At 69.7% G+C, this 16,418-nt stretch carries 15 protein-coding genes and 1 tRNA gene; 5 read left to right on the forward strand and 11 right to left on the reverse strand.

Translation table 11 applies throughout. The features are described from left to right. Nucleotides 1-84: 84 nt before the first annotated feature. From ispF to AB0C38_RS06010, 3 genes are read right to left on the reverse strand one after another with little or no spacing between them, the layout of a single operon-like run. Nucleotides 85-552 carry a 2-C-methyl-D-erythritol 2,4-cyclodiphosphate synthase gene (gene ispF, locus AB0C38_RS06000; RefSeq protein WP_360667107.1) on the reverse strand — a complete coding sequence of 156 codons (468 nt, stop codon included), beginning with the start codon at nt 550-552 and terminating at the stop codon, nt 85-87. Continuing rightward, nucleotides 549-1,163, reverse strand: coding sequence for a 2-C-methyl-D-erythritol 4-phosphate cytidylyltransferase (locus AB0C38_RS06005; RefSeq protein WP_360667110.1), 615 nt, complete (start codon nt 1,161-1,163; stop codon nt 549-551). Before AB0C38_RS06005 ends, ispF begins: the two co-directional genes overlap by 4 nt. Nucleotides 1,164-1,215: 52 nt before the next feature. Beyond that, the gene (locus AB0C38_RS06010; RefSeq protein WP_004559016.1) at nt 1,216-1,707 is read right to left on the reverse strand and encodes a CarD family transcriptional regulator; all 492 of its coding nucleotides are present in this window, start codon (nt 1,705-1,707) and stop codon (nt 1,216-1,218) included. A 275-nt stretch (nt 1,708-1,982) separates the two neighbouring features. On the opposite strand from AB0C38_RS06010, the gene AB0C38_RS06015 reads away from it, so the two are divergent. Both AB0C38_RS06015 and radA read left to right on the forward strand, forming a co-directional pair. Next, the gene (locus AB0C38_RS06015) at nt 1,983-2,657 is read left to right on the forward strand and encodes a hypothetical protein (protein ID WP_360667113.1); all 675 of its coding nucleotides are present in this window, start codon (nt 1,983-1,985) and stop codon (nt 2,655-2,657) included. Between the two features lie 39 nt (nt 2,658-2,696). Next, nucleotides 2,697-4,055 carry a DNA repair protein RadA gene (radA, locus tag AB0C38_RS06020; protein ID WP_360667115.1) on the forward strand — a complete coding sequence of 453 codons (1,359 nt, stop codon included), beginning with the start codon at nt 2,697-2,699 and terminating at the stop codon, nt 4,053-4,055. Here radA and AB0C38_RS06025 read toward each other — a convergent pair whose 3' ends face one another. Together AB0C38_RS06025 and AB0C38_RS06030 are read right to left on the reverse strand one after the other, a co-directional pair. After that, nucleotides 4,056-5,186 carry a hypothetical protein gene (locus tag AB0C38_RS06025; protein ID WP_360667118.1) on the reverse strand — a complete coding sequence of 377 codons (1,131 nt, stop codon included), beginning with the start codon at nt 5,184-5,186 and terminating at the stop codon, nt 4,056-4,058. Next, the gene (locus tag AB0C38_RS06030) at nt 5,179-5,772 is read right to left on the reverse strand and encodes a sigma-70 family RNA polymerase sigma factor (RefSeq protein ID WP_360667122.1); all 594 of its coding nucleotides are present in this window, start codon (nt 5,770-5,772) and stop codon (nt 5,179-5,181) included. Before AB0C38_RS06030 ends, AB0C38_RS06025 begins: the two co-directional genes overlap by 8 nt. 156 nt (nt 5,773-5,928) lie before the next feature. On the opposite strand from AB0C38_RS06030, the gene AB0C38_RS06035 reads away from it, so the two are divergent. Next, nucleotides 5,929-6,522: a C39 family peptidase gene (locus AB0C38_RS06035; RefSeq protein ID WP_360667125.1), complete on the forward strand. Its 594-nt coding sequence runs from the start codon at nt 5,929-5,931 to the stop codon at nt 6,520-6,522. Here the strand turns inward: AB0C38_RS06035 and AB0C38_RS06040 are convergent. The 6 genes from AB0C38_RS06040 to AB0C38_RS06065 all read right to left on the reverse strand — a co-directional run bounded on the left by AB0C38_RS06040 (nt 6,519) and on the right by AB0C38_RS06065 (nt 14,732). After that, nucleotides 6,519-7,820: an alpha/beta hydrolase gene (locus AB0C38_RS06040; protein WP_360667128.1), complete on the reverse strand. Its 1,302-nt coding sequence runs from the start codon at nt 7,818-7,820 to the stop codon at nt 6,519-6,521. The genes AB0C38_RS06035 and AB0C38_RS06040 overlap by 4 nt on opposite strands. 18 nt (nt 7,821-7,838) lie before the next feature. Next, complete coding sequence (locus AB0C38_RS06045) at nt 7,839-8,405, reverse strand: helix-turn-helix domain-containing protein (protein WP_360667131.1); 567 nt, start codon at nt 8,403-8,405, stop codon at nt 7,839-7,841. Nucleotides 8,406-8,526: 121 nt separating this feature from the next. Further along, entirely contained in the window at nt 8,527-9,054 is a 528-nt protein-coding gene (locus AB0C38_RS06050) for a hypothetical protein (protein WP_360667134.1), read from the reverse strand. 85 nt (nt 9,055-9,139) lie between these two features. After that, on the reverse strand, nt 9,140-11,674 hold the full coding sequence (gene otsB, locus AB0C38_RS06055; RefSeq protein WP_360667137.1) for a trehalose-phosphatase: 2,535 nt from the start codon (nt 11,672-11,674) through the stop codon (nt 9,140-9,142). Between the two features lie 36 nt (nt 11,675-11,710). Next, nucleotides 11,711-13,150: a trehalose-6-phosphate synthase gene (locus AB0C38_RS06060; protein ID WP_360667140.1), complete on the reverse strand. Its 1,440-nt coding sequence runs from the start codon at nt 13,148-13,150 to the stop codon at nt 11,711-11,713. Nucleotides 13,151-13,232: 82 nt separating this feature from the next. Next, nucleotides 13,233-14,732, reverse strand: a complete 1,500-nt coding sequence (locus tag AB0C38_RS06065) for a threonine/serine exporter family protein (RefSeq protein ID WP_360667143.1) — start codon at nt 14,730-14,732, stop codon at nt 13,233-13,235. Nucleotides 14,733-14,902: 170 nt separating this feature from the next. On the opposite strand from AB0C38_RS06065, the gene AB0C38_RS06070 reads away from it, so the two are divergent. Beyond that, a tRNA-Thr gene (locus AB0C38_RS06070) sits at nt 14,903-14,975 on the forward strand. Between the two features lie 414 nt (nt 14,976-15,389). Continuing rightward, entirely contained in the window at nt 15,390-16,397 is a 1,008-nt protein-coding gene (locus AB0C38_RS06075) for an ABC transporter substrate-binding protein (protein WP_360667540.1), read from the forward strand. Nucleotides 16,398-16,418: the final 21 nt, after the last annotated feature.

Genomic DNA, 16,418 nt, shown 5'->3' on the forward strand with positions numbered 1-16,418 from the left:
CCACATTGGGTGCGTGAGACGCAACCAAGGCCACATTGGGGCGCTGGCAGGCTGTCAACAGCGCGTCCGAAAGCCGGCGCGGGGCTATTCCGCCGCCAGCAGCAGGGCTGTCGCGAAGGCCGCGATGCCCTCGCCGCGGCCCGTCAGGCCCAAGCCGTCCGACGTCGTCCCCGACACGCTCACCGGGCCGCCCACCGCCTCCGACAACACCTTCTGCGCCTCTTCGCGCCGCTTCCCCACCCGCGGTGCATTCCCCACGATCTGGACCGACGCGTTCCCCACCCGCCAGCCAGCCGCCGAGATCAGCTCGCGGACCTCCGCGAGCATGTCCGCCCCGTGCGCGCCGTCCATGCGGGGGTCGCCCGTGCCGAACACCGCGCCGAGGTCGCCCAGGCCCGCCGCCGACAGCAGTGCGTCGCAGAGCGCGTGCGCCGCCACGTCTCCGTCCGAGTGGCCCGCGCAACCGTCGACGCCCGGCCAGAGCAGGCCGGCCATCCAGCACTCGCGGCCCGCTTCGACCGGGTGGACGTCGACCCCGTTGCCGATCCTCACAGCGTCTCCTCGTTCTTCGGTGCCGCCGCGATCGCCTCGGCCAGGGACAGTTCGAAATCGGTCGTGACGCGCATCGCGTCCGGGTGCCCGGGCACCGTCGCCGCGCCGGTGACGTCCCACGGTTCGGCCGACCGGAAGGCCTCGAGCGTGTAGCCGATCGGCGTCTGGACCGTGCGCAGCCGCGACCGGTCCTCGGTCCCGGTGATGAACGAGGCGTCGGTCACCTTCACCGTGTCCGCCATCGGCAGCACCGGGACGACGATCTCGGCGTCACCGACCGCCGCGATGACGTCACGCACGGTGGCCGCAGGAATGAAGGCTCGCAGAACGTCATGGAGGAGTACAACTGAGTCACGGGGAAGATCGGGCTCGACGGCGGCGAAGGCCTCCCGGAGCGAGCCGGGCACGACCCGGCAGGGAAGGCCGCTGAGGACCTCCGAAAACGACTGCGCACACCGCTGGGGGGCCGCTACGAGCACCAGATCGATCTCCGGTACTTCCAGCAGCCCCCGCACGGTGTGCGTGAGTAGCGCCTCACCATGGACCGGCGTGAGAGCGAGCTCTCCGTCGGAGGCATGATGTGCGACGGTCACGATCACGACGACGTTCATCGGTTCGCGATCGTAGAGGCACCCACCCGCCCGTCGGGCAGGACGCCTTGGGCTAGACCGTCGCGGTTTCCAGAACTTCGTCGAGGAGGACTTCAGCCTTGTCCTCGTCGGTGCCCTCCGCGAGCGCGAGCTCGCTGACCAGAATTTGCCGCGCCTTGGCGAGCATGCGCTTCTCGCCCGCCGAAAGCCCGCGGTCCTTCTCTCGCCGCCAGAGGTCGCGCACCACTTCGGCCACCTTGTTCACATCGCCGGAGGCGAGTTTCTCGAGGTTGGCCTTGTACCGACGAGACCAGTTCGTTGGTTCCTCGGTGTGCGGAGCACGCAGAACGTCGAAAACCTTGTCCAGTCCTTCTTGCCCGACGACGTCTCGCACGCCTACGATCTCGGCGTTGTCAGCGGGCACGCGAACCGTGAGATCCCCTTGCGCGACCTTGAGGACGAGGTACTTCTTTTCCTCGCCTTTGATCACGCGGGTCTCGATGGCTTCGATGAGTGCGGCACCGTGGTGCGGGTAGACGACGGTCTCTCCGACCTTGAAAACCATGTGTCCTCTGCCCCTTTCGCTGACTCCATCCTATCACGGTCCGCCAGTGCCCACCTAGCGGGCCGGACTCGTCCTCGCAGGTCAGCGGCCTGAGCGGGGGTTGACAAACGTCCGACCCCCATGCTCATGCAGGTGACCGCGACGGGTTCCGCCAGGCAAAGGGAAATCCTTTTTGGACGGTTGATCTTGGGCGCAACGCGGACCGGTTCGGTGCGGGTGATCGCGCCCGGCTAGTCTTCGCGGGGACGAGGCCGTGAAAAGGGAAGGACTGCGACGTGAGGCTGCAGAATCGTCGCGTGCTCGGCGCGGGCGTGCTGGCGCTCGGTGCCGCGCTCGCGCTCGCCGGGTGCGGGGCCGGCCAGATCACCCAGACCGACTCGCAGCAGCCCGCGGTCAACGGTACGTATGCCCAGGTCAAGACCATCGTCATGCGCGACGTCGCGGTGCAGTACCCGACGTCCGGCCCGGGGTACCCGGCCGGCGCGACCCCGGCGCTGACGCTGACGATCGTGAACCAGGGCGCCCAGGACGACACGCTCGTCTCGGTGACGACCGGGGACGGCACCCAGGCGACCGTCGGTGGCTCGAAGGACATCATCGCCGGGCACTCACTGGTGATCGGCCCGGACGACGCGGTCGAGTCCACCAATGAGGCGCAGCCCACGTCTTCGGGCGCGCCGACCTCGTCGTCGGAGGCCCCGACCGGCACCAGCTCCACCGGTACCAGCGCCACGGGCACCGCGACTTCGTCTTCGTCGTCGGAGGCCCCCTCCGCCAGCGCGACGCCGACCGCGGCCCCCGCGACCGTCGGCAAGGGCACCGTGACGCTGCCCGCGCTGAAGCAGCCGCTCTGGCCGGGTCAGACCATCAAGGTCACCTTCGTCTTCAAGAACGCCGGACCGGTCACCGTCGAGCTGCCCGTCGCGGCGCCGGCGCACGTCAAGGAGTAGGTCCCCGATTTTGTCGGTGGTCGCCGATAGCCTCGCGGGGTGAAGAAAGGGACCACCTACCGCTGCGGAAGCTGCGGGTACGAAGCGGCGAAGTGGCTGGGCCGGTGTCCGGAGTGCCAGGAATGGGGCTCGCTGGAGGAACGCGGGGCTCCGGCCAAGGCAGCGATCCAGCGCGTCGCGGCGGGGGCGCCGAGCGCGCCCGCGCGGCCGATCGGCGAAGTCGACGTCGAAACCGCCCGCGCCGTGCGCTCCGGTGTTTCCGAGCTGGACCGCGTGCTGGGCGGCGGCCTGGTGCCGGGCGCGGTGGTGCTGCTCGCGGGTGAACCGGGCGTCGGCAAGTCGACCCTGCTGCTCGAAGTCGCTTACCAGTGGGCGAAAACGGTCGACCGGTCCCTGTACGTCACGGGCGAGGAGTCCGCGGGCCAGGTCCGGTTGCGCGCGGAGCGGACGGGCAACGTCCACGACCGCATGTACCTGGCCGCCGAGAGCGACCTTTCGGCCATCCTCGGGCACGTCGACGACGTGAAGCCGGGCGTGCTGATCGTCGACTCGGTGCAGACGATGGCGTCGCCGCTGGTGGACGGCTCACCGGGCGGGGTGACGCAGGTCCGCGCGGTGACGTCCGGGCTGGTCGCGCTGGCCAAGGAGCGCGGGCTGCCGGTGGTGCTGGTGGGGCACGTCACCAAGGACGGTTCGGTGGCCGGCCCGCGCGTGCTGGAGCACCTGGTGGACGTGGTGCTCCAGTTCGAGGGCGACAAGCACTCGACGCTGCGGATGCTGCGCGGCATCAAGAACCGCTTCGGCGCGGCCGACGAGATCGGCTGCTTCGAGCTGGTGGAAGAAGGCATCGTCGGGGTGCCGGACCCGTCGGGCCTGTTCATCAGCCAGACGGCGGAGCCGGTGCCGGGCACGGCGATCACGGTGTCGATGGAGGGCAAGCGGCCGCTCCTGGGCGAGGTCCAGGCGCTGGTGTCGTCGACGTCGGCGCCCCAGCCGCGCCGCGCGGTCAGCGGGCTCGACTCGGCGCGGGTGGCGATGGTGCTGGCCGTGCTGGAGAAGCGCGGCGGCCTGAAGCTCGGCGACAAGGACGTCTACACGGCGACGGTCGGCGGCATGAAGATCACCGAGCCGGGGATCGACCTGGCGCTGGTCCTGGCGTTGACGTCTTCCTTCGGTGACGTCGCTTTGTCGCCCCGGCTGGTCTCGGTGGGCGAAGTGGGGCTGGCCGGAGAGATCCGACGGGTGCCGAGCGTGGGCCGCCGCCTGGCGGAGGCGGCCCGGCTCGGCTTCACGCACGCGCTGGTGCCGCCCGACTCCGGGAAGCCGCCGGCGGGGATCCGGGTGCTGGAGGTGGCGAACGTCGCTGACGCGTTGAACGCCGCGAGTCACGCGCGCTGATCACTCCGAGGTCCGGGTGATCGCGAACGAGTACGTCGTCTCCAGGGGCTGGGGCAGCCGCGGCTCGGCCCGGTTCTGAGGCGTGGTCGTCGTCGTTTCCGGCGGCCCCGTGGTGCCGCTCGGTGGGGGAATGACCTGGGACATGCTCAACGGCACGGCGTCGCTGCGACTGGTGGTCACCGGTGTGGGCGGGATCAGGCCGTCCCAGGACAGCAGCTGTGCCGTCGCCGGGTCGAGGAAGAGCCGCTGGCCGGTGTCCTTCGTGCCGAGGACCGTGGCGGCGCGGCCGTCCCTGGTTTGCCCCGGCACCACGTACGCGCCGGAGATCTCGCCGAACGCGTCGCGCAGCGCGAACCGGACGTCCTTGCGGACCAGGCCCGTCTCCAGCACGGACCGCACCATGCCGAGCGCTGACGTGGGGCTGTGCACCTTCCCGCTGTCGTGGATGCTGATGGTGTCGAAGTTCAGGCGCTTGGCCAGCTTTCCCCGGTCGGGGGTGAGCGAGGCGATGAAGGCGGCGTCCGGGGTCAGCCAGTTCTGGAACGGCGTGTTCCAGGTCGGCTCCTGTTGCCCGCCCAAGTTCGGGGGGCCGGGGAACCGGCCGCCCTGGCCGTACTCGTCGAACGGCGCCAGGTTCACCTGGACGCTCTTCTGCTCGCCGGGTGAGAACCCGTTCACGGCGCCGGTCCACCTCGTGCGCCGGTGCCAGACGCCGGTGGGGTCGGCCGGGATCCACAGCTCGACCTTCTGCTGGATTTCGGCTGACTGCCCCTCGAGGCTTTCCGGCAGCCATTGGAGCTTCTGCGCGTAGTGGAACTCGCCGGGCGCGAGGGCGCGGTCGAGGTCCTGGAGCGCCGCGGCCGGCTGGGCCGGCTCCGAAGGCGGCGTCCGCAGGGAGGTGACGATCGCGAGCCCGCCCACCAGCGTGACGACCGCCGCGGCGACCGCGATCCACCGCCAGGTCCCGGACCGGCGTGGCTCGGGCGGCGCTTCCGACGTGCCGGCCGCGGCCATCAGGGACGCGCGGGCGAAGGCCAGCCCGTCGCCGGAGTCGACGTCGTCGTGGAGGTCCGAGAGCGCCGCGTCGAGTTCGGCGTCGGACCAGATCTTCCGGACGTTGTCTTCACGCAAGGTCCTGCACCTCCTCCTGAGCCGGGGCGTTCGTCCTGAGCCAGCGTCTGATCCGGTGCAGCCGGGACCGGACGGTACCCGGCGGGATGCCGAGCGCTTCCGCGACCTCGGCCGGTTCCAGCCCGGCCCACGACACGAGCAGCAGCGTGTCGCGGTCGGCGGGGCTGAGCTTGGCCAGCGCCCCGGCGAGCTGCGCGGCGCGAACCTGGGCGTCGACCTGTTCGGCGACGCGGCCGTCGTGCCCGGCGTGGCTGTTTTCGCCGGCGCGCGCCAGCCGCGCGGTGGCCTGCAGCCCGCGCATCTCGGACCGCACGTGGTGGCGCAGCAGGTTGGTGGCGATGCCGTAGAGCCACGACCGCGCGGTGCCCAGCTCCGGCCGGTAGCTCTCGCGCCGCCTGAGCGCGACGAGGAAAGTCTCGGCGACGAGGTCGTTCGCCGGTTCGGCGCCGACCCGCCGGGCGAGGTACCGGCGCAACGCCGCCGCGTGGGCGTCGAAGAGCCGGCCGAACGCCGGCCCGGGCTCGGCTCCGCCCAGGTCAGGGCGGTCGTGCCCCCAGATCTCGGATCCCTCGTGGATCACCTGCATGCCCCCTGTTGCCCGCAGCGATCCCGAGCGTTCACGGGCGAACCTACCTTCGGCGTGATCCATCCGGGGTGGGGTTAGAGACGAGGTCTGATTCCGCCGGGATCATGCCTCGGTGAGGCGTTGGCCAACCGACGTCACAACTGGGGAAGGATCGTCATGCGCAGATTCCGGCTGGGATTCGTCACGCTCGTGGCCGCCATGGGGCTCGTCGCGCTGCCCGCAGTCGCCGAAGCCACCACCGAGGCCGTGCTCAACGTCCAGTACCAAGTGCAGGAGACCGGCTACTGGTGCGGCCCGGCCGCCACGCGGATCGCCATGTCCGCGCGCACCGGGAACCTGCCGAGCCAGGGCACTCTCGCGTCCCAGCTCGGCACGACCACCAACGGCACCGACTGGATCGGCCAGGTCACCGGCGTCCTCAACGGCGATCTCGGCACCTCCTGGTACGAGACCAAGGAGATGCCGAACGACCCGCCGACCCAAGCCCAGCGCGACCTGCTCTGGAACGACATCGTCCTCGACATCAACAACGGCTACGCGATCGTCGCCAACATCGTCGCCCCCGCGAACAACCACCCGCCGGGCTACCCGAACTACACGATCTACCACTACTTCACCGTGATCGGGTACGACAGCTCCGACCGGACCGTCAAGATCGCCGACCCGGCGAACTTCGGCGGGAACCAGCTCTACTGGCTCAGCTTCGACCAGCTCGCGACGCTGATCCCGCCGAAGGGCTACTCCGCCTAGATCGCCAGCAGTCCCCAATAGACCGCCCAGGGGACGAACACCACGCCGCCCGCCAGCGCTACCGCGAGCCGCGGGGTGCGGTGCCGCCGCCACGCCACCGCCGTGCCGATGGCGGCGGCCACCGCGCCCAGCGACAGCAGCTGCAACGCCAGCCACGCCAGCGGACGCCCCGCGACCACCGGGCCCAGCCCCTTGCCCATGGTCGTCTGGATCAGCACGTCCACGACCAGGAAGCCCAGCACCGCAAGGAGTCCGGTCGCCGTCAGCCAACGAGCCGAGGCAGCCGACGGTCCTCGCCGGAACAGCGGGTAGAAAGCGAACGCCAGCACCAGGAACAGCAACACGGCCAGCTGTAGCCAAGTCGACTCGTACCAGGCGAGCGGGGCCAACGCGGTGCTCTGCCGGTCCTGCGCCGGCGTCGCGTCGGCGCTCGACTGAGCGGGCGGGTCGTGCACCCACGCGCCCACCAGTTCCAAGTAGCCCGGCGCGTAACCGGGCAGCTTGTCGTAGCCGTCAGTGGTCCGGCGCAGCTGGTGCTGCGCGTCCGGGAAGACCCGCAACGTGTAGTGCGCCAACGAATCCCGGAAGATCTGCACGGCTTCACCTGGCGGTGTCAGGACATCCTCCGCGCCCCACAGCCCGAGTACCGGCTGACGCAGGCTTTTCAGCACCTGCACCGGGTCGTAGTGCGCTTCCGGGAACGCGCCGCCGTCGACCAGCTGTCGCATCATCGTCGACGACGCCATCCGTACCATCGACCCGTCCATTCCCAAGCGTCGCAACTGGTTCTCGATCGCCCACGCCTGCTGTTGCGCGGGCTCGACGCCGTTCGCCCCCAGCGTCACCACGAAAGCGACGTCGGCAGAACGGGAAGCCGCCAGTGGGGCGACCCAGCCCCCTTCGCTCAACCCCCAGACGCCGACCCGCGCCGGATCGACCTCCGGCCGTTTCCGCAACACCTCGACCGCGGCGAGTGCATCGTCGGCCAGGGTCGAATAGGAGCGCGAGAACAGCGAATAGCCTTCGGTGCGCTTGTCGTAGATGAGGGTCGCGATGCCTTGCCGCGCAAAGGCTTCCGCTTCGACGCGGTGGTCGTTCCGGGTGTGTTCCCCCGACCCGTCGACCAGGACCAGGCCCGGCAGTTTCGACCCGCCGGGTGGTGTGACGACCGTGCCGTGCAAGGTCACCCCGCCGTTCTGGAACGTCACGTCGTTGTTGGTCAACTCGGCCGCTGACGCCGGTGGCGCGAGCGCCGTGACCGCCAGGATCACCCCGGCCAGTAAAGCCCCTCTTCGCATGTGAGATCCCCTGTCATGTCATTCCCCTGGTTCCGGGAACGCGAGCAGGCGCACGAGCACGCGCCGCGCTTCCGGTGACCGGTCGTCCTCGGCTCGCCAGTACCGGCGGAACAGCTCCATGTAGTCGTTCCAGAACGCGAGCAGCTCCTCGGCGGTGAGCCAGGTGCCGCCGCGTGCGTAGAGCAGCGCGTCCGGCCAGTCGCCGGGCAGCTCGTCGCGCTTTTCCGCGAACCGGCTGAGCTTTTCGAGGTCGTCCTCGAATCCCTGCCGCTGCATGTCGTCGAACAGCACCCGGGATTCGGCGCTCTGCTCACTGCGGCGCGGCCAGCGGATGTCCCGCGGCCGCGTCCGCCACCACCGTTCCTTGCCCCGCGCGAGCTCCGGGACCTCCTCGACGAACCCGAACCGCGCCAGCTCCCGCAGGTGGTAGCTGGTCGCGCCGCTGTTCCCGCCCAGGGCTTGGGCGAGCTTCGTGGCTGTCGCCGGCCCCGCCGACAACACGCCGAGTATCCGGCGGCGCAGCGGGTGCGTGACGGCCTTGAGGGCGTCCGGGTCGAGCTCTTCCGGTGGTGGAGCGCTGGTCATGGCACCACCGTAGCCGTGCAAAGGAAATTATGCAAAGAAATCTGTGCACGTGGGATGCGCGTCGGAGAACCGAGCTGCGGTGTCCACTATGGACACACCGTGGGTCAAGAGCGGCTACAGCTCACCAAATCGGGTGATCGCTGAACTTCCGGAGTGTCTGCATCGACGGCCGCACGTAGAACATCCCCGCCAGGAAACCCATGGTGGCGAAGGCGAGCGTCGAGAACGTCGTGAGCAGGTCCGGCGCCTGGAACTCCGACGTGTCGCGCCACACCCGGAACACGATCGGCACCGCGAACGAACCGAGAATCAGCACGAGCGTCAGCACGTACGTGAACACGAGCGCGTTGCGGGCCGACGCGGCGATCGCGACCACCAGGTAGTCGCCGCGCAGGCACCGGCGGGACGAAAGCACCAGCACCGCGATCGCGAGCACGCCCAGCGGCGGCAGCACCGTCGCGGCCTTGCCGACCAGCGCGTCCGGGAAGGCGTGGCCGTGGACGATGCCCTGCAGGAACGTCGTGAGCCCGAACAGCAGGATCATGCCGGTGATCATCGAGCAGCCGACGACGACCGAGCCCCAGCGCACCCGCTCGGCGAACCGGGGTGGCAGTGGCACGAACTCGACCTGACCGAACGTCCCCTGCATCCACCACCTCCGAATGCCGTCAAGGCCACCTTACGGGCGTCCGGCGCCCGCACGGTGGCCTCGACGGCAGTTCGGACCGAAAGGGCTAACTGGCCGCCAGCAAGTTGGCGCACCGGATCAGCCCGATGTGCGAATAAGCCTGCGGATGATTGCCGAGGGACCGTTCGGCGATGGGGTCGTACTGCTCGGGCAGCAGCCCCGTCGGGCCGGCCGCCGCGACGATCTGGTCGAACAGCTCCTGCGCCTCGGTGCGCCGCCCGGTGAGCAGGTACGCCTCGATCAGCCACGCCGCGCAGATGTGGAAGCCGCCCTCACCGCCGGGCAGGCCGTCGTCGCGGCGGTAACGGTACACAGTGGACCCACTGCGCAGCTCCGCCTCGATCGCGGTCACCGTCTGCTGGAAGCGCTCGTCAGCCGGGTCGATCAGGCCGGTGAGCCCGACGAACAGCGACGCCGCGTCGAGGTCCGTGCCGTCGTAGGCCGTGGTGAAGGCCTGGACCTCGTCGTTCCAGCCGTGCTCGAGGACGTCGTCCTTGATCTCGTCGCGCAGGGTGGGCCACTGGCTGGGCACGTCCCGGCCGTACTGGGCGCCGAGCTTGACCGCGCGGTCGATCGTCACCCAGCACATGACGCGGGAGTAGACCCGGTGGCGCGGCACGTGCCGCTCCTCCCAGATCCCGTGGTCCGGCTCGCTCCAGCGCCGCGTGACAGCTTCCGCCATCGCGCGGACCATCTGCCAGTCCTCGTCACGCAGGTCGCCGCGCGCGGCGGCGAGCGTGCCGACCAGCTCGACGACCGGGCCGAAGACGTCCAGCTGGACCTGGTGGTTCGCCAGGTTGCCGACGCGGACCGGGCGGGAACCGGCATAGCCGGGCAGCGACTCGATCACGGCTTCGGCGCCGATGACGCCACCGGCCAGGGTGTACAGCGGGTGGAGCCGCTCGGGGCCGGCCAGCGTCGCGAGCACGCCGTGCAGCCACTTGAGGTAGCCCTCGGCCTCATCGAGGGAGCCCAGGTGCGCGAGCTCCCGGACGGTCATCGCGGCGTCGCGGATCCAGCAGTAGCGGTAGTCCCAGTTGCGGACGCCGCCGATCTCCTCCGGCAGCGACGACGTCGCCGCGGCGAGCACGCCGCCGGTGTCGGTGTTGACCAGGCCGCGCAGGGTCAGCGCCGAACGCAGCACGAGGTCGGTCTGGACCTGCGGCAGCTGCAGCTTGGACGTCCACTCGCTCCAGTAGCGGCCCGCGCGGTCCCGACGTTCCACTTCGGACAGTTCGTGGTCGCCCAAGTCCGTGGTGCCGCAGCGCAGCTCCAGCACCACCGGCTGGGTCGGCGTCGGCTGGACCAGCGCCGTCGCGGTGTCGTGCAGGCCGTCGGAGGTGAGGGTCCACTCGACGCCCGGCGAGTAGAGCACGAACGGCTCCGACGTGCCGAGCACCCGCAGGCCGCCCTCGGTGATCTCCAGCTTCACCGGCACGCCGCCGAACTCGGGTCGCGGCGCGAACTTGACGCTCGCCACCGCTTCGCCGGAGATGACGCGGACCAGGTCCGTCCGGTGCTGCGGGCTCTCCGGCTCGAGGTAGTCGGTGACGAGCAGGCGCGACCAGCGCGTCTCGACCGTCATCGTGTTCGGCAGGTAGCGCTGGCCGAGCGGGAGGCCGTTGCGGTGCGGCTTGATGGAGAAGTGGCCGGCCCCTTCGCCGCCGAGCAGGTCCGCGAACACCGCGGGCGCGTCCGGCCCGGGGTGGCAGAGCCAGGTCAGTTTGGCGTCCGGCGTCAGCAGCGCGACCGAGCGCTCGTTGGCCAGCATCGACAGCCGCTCGATGGGCGGCGCCGACTCGCCGTAGAGCCAGTTGCGCCGCTCTTCCAGCAGGAAGCCGAGGACGAGCGCGACGTCGACGGTGTCCGGCACGTGGAACCCGGCGAGCGTCTCGCCGTCGCCGACCTTGATGCCCAGGTCCGGGCCGGAGAGGCGGGCGAAGGCCTTCTCGTCGGTGACGTCGTCGCCGAGGAAGATCGCCGCGGTGGCGCCGACCTGGTGGCGCAGGATGTCGAGCGCGCGTCCCTTGTCCGTCTGGACGACCGCGAGCTCGACCACCTCCTTGCCGTCGGTGGTCGACACACCCTCCCATGTGGACGGTCCGGAGTGGACAGCCGCCAGCACGCGACGGCCGGCCTCGTGCTCGGCGCGGCGCACGTGCACCGCGATGCTCGCCGGCTTGACCTCCAGGGACACGCCCGGGACGTCCAGCACGAGTTGTTCGAGCTCGGACTCCAGCCGCCGGTGCAGCTCCCGCGCCTTCTCGTCGAGGGCGTGGATGAAGCCGATGTCGAACTCCGAGCCGTGGCTGCCCACGAGGTTCACCTCGGCGGGCAGCCGCGAGAGCGTCGCGAGGTCACGCAGGGCGCGGCCGGAGATGACCGCCGTGGTGGTCTCGTGCAGACCGGCGAGCGATCTGAGGGCCCCGACGGACTCCGGCAGCGGGCGCGCCTCATCCGGGTTGAGCGTGATGGGTGCCAGCGTGCCGTCGTAGTCGCAAGCGACCAGCAGACGCGGAGTACGGGCGATCTGCACGATCGCGCGCCGTAGCTCGGCGGGCAGGGCCTCGGCAGTCAACACTCCTCCTCAGGAGCTCGTGCATGGTCAAAGACTATGTCAGTCGACCGCTTCGGCACCCAAAGCTTGGAGGAACGAGCGCGCCCATCGATCGACGTCATGGGTGAGGACCTGGCGACGCATGGCGCGCATCCGGCGACGGCCCTCAGCCGGGTCGAGCGTAATGGCAGCTACTAAAGCGTCCTTCACCCCGTCCAGGTCATGGGGGTTCACGAGGAATGCGCTAGAGAGCTCGGCGGCCGCGCCGGCGAACTCCGACAGCACCAGCGCGCCCCCGAGGTCGTGCCGGGCGGCGACGTACTCCTTGCAGACGAGGTTCATCCCGTCACGCAGCGGCGTCACGACCATGACGTCCGCGGCGGTGAAGAAAGCGGCCAGCTCGGTGCGGTCGACCGATTGGTGCAGGTAGTGGACGACGGGGTGGCCGACGCGGGAGAACTCGCCGTTGATCCGGCCGACCATCTGCTCGATCTCGCCGCGCATCCGCTGGTAGTGCTCGACGCGCTCGCGGCTGGGGGTGGCGAGCTGGACGAACGTGACGTCGTCCGGCTGCAGCCTGCCCTCGTGCAGCAGCTCGTGCAGCGCCTGCAGGCGCAGGTCGATGCCCTTGGTGTAGTCGAGGCGGTCGACGCCGAGCATCACGATCTTGGGGTTGCCGAGGTCGCGCCGCAGCTGCGCGGCCCGTTCCTGGACGCCCTTCGTGCGGGCGAGGGTGTCGAGCCCGGCGGCGTCGATGGAGATCGGGAAGGCGCCGACCCGGACGGTCCGGTCGCCGACCTGCATGGTGCCCGGCCGCGACCGGACGCCGACCGCGCCGCGCGTCGACTCGAGGCCGATCAGCTGGCGGCACAGCCAGAGGAAGTTCTGCGCCCCGCCGGGGCGGTGGAAGCCGACGAGGTCGGCGCCGGTGAGGCCGCGGATGATCGCGGCGCGCCATGGCATCTGCATGAACAGCTCGACCGGCGGGAACGGGATGTGCAGGAAGAAGCCGATGCGCAGGTCCGGTCTCAGCTCGCGCAGCATCGCCGGCACCAGCTGCAGCTGGTAGTCCTGGATCCAGACGGTCGCGCCCTGGGCGGCGACCTCGGCGCTGGCGTGGGCGAAGCGGCGGTTGACCTTGACGTAGCTGTTCCACCACACCCGGTCGAACACCGGGCGCTCGACGACGTCGTGGTAGAGCGGCCAGAGCGTGGCGTTGGAGAAACCCTCGTAGTAGTCGCGGACTTCGTCCGCGCTCAGCGAGACGGGGTGGAGCACGAGGCCGTCGTCGTCGAACTCGTCCACGTCGACGTCGGGGACGCCCGGCCAGCCGACCCACGCGCCCTTCCGCGAGCGCAGGAACGGCTCCAACGCGGAGACGAGCCCACCCGGGCTGGCCGTCCAGCGGCGCTCGCCGTCGGTGCTGCGTTCGAGGTCGACCGGTAGCCGGTTCGCCACCACGACGAAGTCGGCTTGGTTCCCGTTCTCCTGTTCAGTCACGTCTGCTGCTCCTCGCGTCCTGGGTCGCGGCCCCAGAGTGAAACCCTATCGCGTGAGCGATGAACAGCCGGTGACCGTTGGGTTACTCCAAGCGTCGATCAGCGGCTTCGAGCGGACCAGCCATGCGTGGTCCGGCGAACCGCCGCTCGAGCCTGCCCAGACCGGTCCGTACCGGCTGGGCGAGCCATTCGCCGAGTACCACGCCCGCTGCCAGCGCAAGCCCGATCGCGACGGCCGTCATGAGCGTCGAGATGTCGCCACTGGGCTCGACCCCGATCTGATAAAGACCACGGTAGGTCGACAGACCCGGAAGCAGCGGAGTGATCCCGGACACGGCGACCACCAGTGGAGTAACGCCGAGTCGCCGCGCGAGCACGCCACCGCAGAAACCGACGAGCGTCGCGGCGATCGCGGACGAGCTGACGCCGTCGAGCTGGGCCAGCATCAGGCCGCCGTAGACCACGGCGCCGATGGCCCCGGCGGCCGCGGCGACCAGCATGGCCCGCATCTTGGAGTAGCTCGCGAGCGCGAAGCAGGCGGAGGCGCCGGCCCCGCCGAGCACGACGAGCGGCAGCTGCTGCGGCGTCGAACCGCTGATTTCGGGCAACGGCGTGCGCGGCAGGCCGAGCATGACGGCGATCCGCAGCGCCAGCACGACCCCGGCGATCAGGCCCGCCGACATCAGCGCCGTCTCCATGGTGCGGCCGGCGGCGGTGACGTTGTAGCCGGTGATGGCGTCCTGGACCGCGGAGACGGTGGAGAGGCCGGACAGCAGCACGGTGACGGCGGCGGCGACGACGAGCGTCGGTTTGTCGGTCGTCAGGAGGTTGCTGCTGACGATGGCCATCGCCGAGAGCGTCGCGACCAGTCCGCCGATGACCTGCTGGAAGAAGAAGGGCAGCCCGTAGCGGTTGACGAGCCGGCCGATCCGGTCGATGACGCCACTGATGACGAACGCGACGAGCGCGACGTCGGGGCCGCCGCCGAGCAGGATCGTGATGAAAGCGGCGACCCCGCCCCAGGACAGCGTCGCGACCCAGCGGGGGTAGGGGTGCGGCGCCTGCGTGATCCGTTCGAGCTCGGTCTGCGCCTGCTCGGCGCCCACGTTGCCGCGGACGATCTGCCGGATGAGCTTCTCGGTCTCGGTCAGCCGGGTGTAGTCGAGGCTCCGGCTCCGCACGACGCGCAGCGCGGTGACGGGCGAGAGGTCACTGCCGCGGTGACACGTGACGGTGATCGACGTGAAGATGACGTCGACCTCGCAGTGCGGCAGCCCGAGCGCCCCGGCGATGGCGATGATCGTCGCGGTGACGTCGGAAGCCCCGGCGCCGCTGGACATCTGGACCTCCCCGATGCGCAGGGAGAGGTCGAGCACGAAGTTGACGGTGGCTTCATCGGGCAGCTGGGGCCCCATGGCTTCGTCGGCGTCGACGGCGGGGAACTCACCGGTGGGCGCCTCGAGGACGTGCCAAGGGCGGCGCTTGAGGAGGTTGGGGCGGTGGACTCTCGGTTTCTGCTGGGGAGGCTCGAGGAGGGGCCATCTGGTCGTGCTGCCCCCGTTGGTGCGCTCGTTGATCTTCAAGATCCACCTCCTCGCTCTTCTCTCTCTTCCCGGACCATCGACCAGAGTGTGTCGACCGTTGCAGTGGCGTGCGCCACGTCGCTCCATAGTGGCCTGGAGCTGGGGATCGTGCCTCCTGGGAAGATCTTGGGCACCGCCCGATACACTGCTTGTGGTGCCTTGGGCGCCAGGCCGCTATAGCTCAGCTGGTAGAGCATCTGTCTTGTAAACAGAAGGTCAGGGGTTCGAGCCCCCTTGGCGGCTCCGGAAAGAAACGGTCAACGGCGCGATCGCGCCCATTCGCGGAGCAATCGCCGGTCGTCATCGTCTCGGTGTCGAGTCTTCTCCGTCACGGTGGACGGGTGCCGGGTGGTACGTCGAGTAGAGCTCCGTCGGTGAGGTGCGTCCGATCGGGTCAGTTTTTGACATCTCATATTCCAGATCTGGGTCCTACGCTGGGTGAACAGCTACGGCGAGTGGAGTAGCGGGCCTAGACCATAGGCCGAAAGAGTGACGCGAGTCACTCTCTCAGGTGTTGATCGCACCCGTTGTGAGCAGGCGGTCACCTTCTCTACAGTGACCCGCGTGACTCCGGAGATCGAGTCACGCACTTCCATCGGATTCGGTTCACGAACCGTCACTTTTTTGAACAAGGAGCAGGCCTTGCTTGGAAACGCCATGAGCAGTGGCCGGGTTCGCACTCGCCGCGCCGCGCTCGGGCTCGCCCTCACCGTCGCAGCAGCGACAGCCCTCACCGGCTGCAGCGCGCTCGGCTCGGACGACTCGAACGCCTCGTCGACCGGGGGCGGCCTGGAGAAGTCGAAGATCAAGGTCTCGATCTTGACCACCGTCGACAGCGCGCCGCTGTGGCTCGCTCAGGACGCCGGCTACTTCAAGGAGCAAGGCCTCGAGGTGGAGGCCGTCGTCGCGCCGAGTGGCCAGGCGGCGATGACCAAGGCGATTTCCGGCGAAACCGACATCGCGATCTCGAGCTACATGCCGTTCTTCGTCGCGAAGAGCACCGGCGCGGCCGACCTCCAGCTCGTGGCGGACGCGACTTCGATCGCCCCGAAGTCGTTCGCGATCGTCACGGCGCCGAACTCGCCGGTGAAGACGATCAACGACCTGCACGACAAGCGGATCGCGATGACCGCCAAGAACACGGCGAGCGACCTGCTGGCCAAGTCCCTGATGAAGGACCACGGCGTCGACTACACCAAGGTCAACTGGGTGCCGATCCCGTTCCCGAACGTCGCGGCGGCGCTGGCGCAGGGGCAGGTCGACGCGGCCTTGCTGCCTGAGCCGTTCCTCTCGCAGTCCGCCAAGACCGCGGGCGCGATCCCGGTGATCGACGTCAACTCCGGCGCCACCCAGGACTTTCCGCTGACGGGCTTCGGCGCGACGTCGAAGTGGGTCAAGGAGAACCCGAAGACCCTCGCGGCCTTCCAGCGCGCGCTGCAGAAGGCCACCAGCGAAACGAACCGGGACCGGTCCAAGATCGAGCCGCTGCTGGTGAAGTACGCGAAGATCGACGAAGACACGGCCAAGCTGCTCACCCTGCCCAGCTTCGGCGCCACGCTGGACGCCCGGCGCCTGCAGCGGGTGCCCGACCTGATGCTCCAGATGGGCGCGATCACGAGCAAGGTCGACGCCGCGTCGATGATCGCTCCGCAGGCGACCAACTGATGTGAGGAAACCGCTCCGCGG

It is taken from the genome of Amycolatopsis sp. NPDC048633 (assembly GCF_040650695.1).
Lineage (GTDB): Bacteria > Actinomycetota > Actinomycetes > Mycobacteriales > Pseudonocardiaceae > Amycolatopsis.

Bases quoted from the DNA above. Each gene is read 5' to 3' on its own strand.
- AB0C38_RS06005 (WP_360667110.1), bottom strand. From the start codon at position 1,163: ATGAACGTCGTCGTGATCGTGACCGTCGCACATCATGCCTCCGACGGA.
- AB0C38_RS06035 (WP_360667125.1), top strand. From the start codon at position 5,929: ATGCGCAGATTCCGGCTGGGATTCGTCACGCTCGTGGCCGCCATGGGG.
- AB0C38_RS06040 (WP_360667128.1), bottom strand. From the start codon at position 7,820: ATGCGAAGAGGGGCTTTACTGGCCGGGGTGATCCTGGCGGTCACGGCG.
- AB0C38_RS06050 (WP_360667134.1), bottom strand. From the start codon at position 9,054: ATGCAGGGGACGTTCGGTCAGGTCGAGTTCGTGCCACTGCCACCCCGG.
- AB0C38_RS06030 (WP_360667122.1), bottom strand. From the start codon at position 5,772: ATGCAGGTGATCCACGAGGGATCCGAGATCTGGGGGCACGACCGCCCT.
- AB0C38_RS06045 (WP_360667131.1), bottom strand. From the start codon at position 8,405: ATGACCAGCGCTCCACCACCGGAAGAGCTCGACCCGGACGCCCTCAAG.
- AB0C38_RS06010 (WP_004559016.1), bottom strand. From the start codon at position 1,707: ATGGTTTTCAAGGTCGGAGAGACCGTCGTCTACCCGCACCACGGTGCC.
- AB0C38_RS06075 (WP_360667540.1), top strand. From the start codon at position 15,390: ATGAGCAGTGGCCGGGTTCGCACTCGCCGCGCCGCGCTCGGGCTCGCC.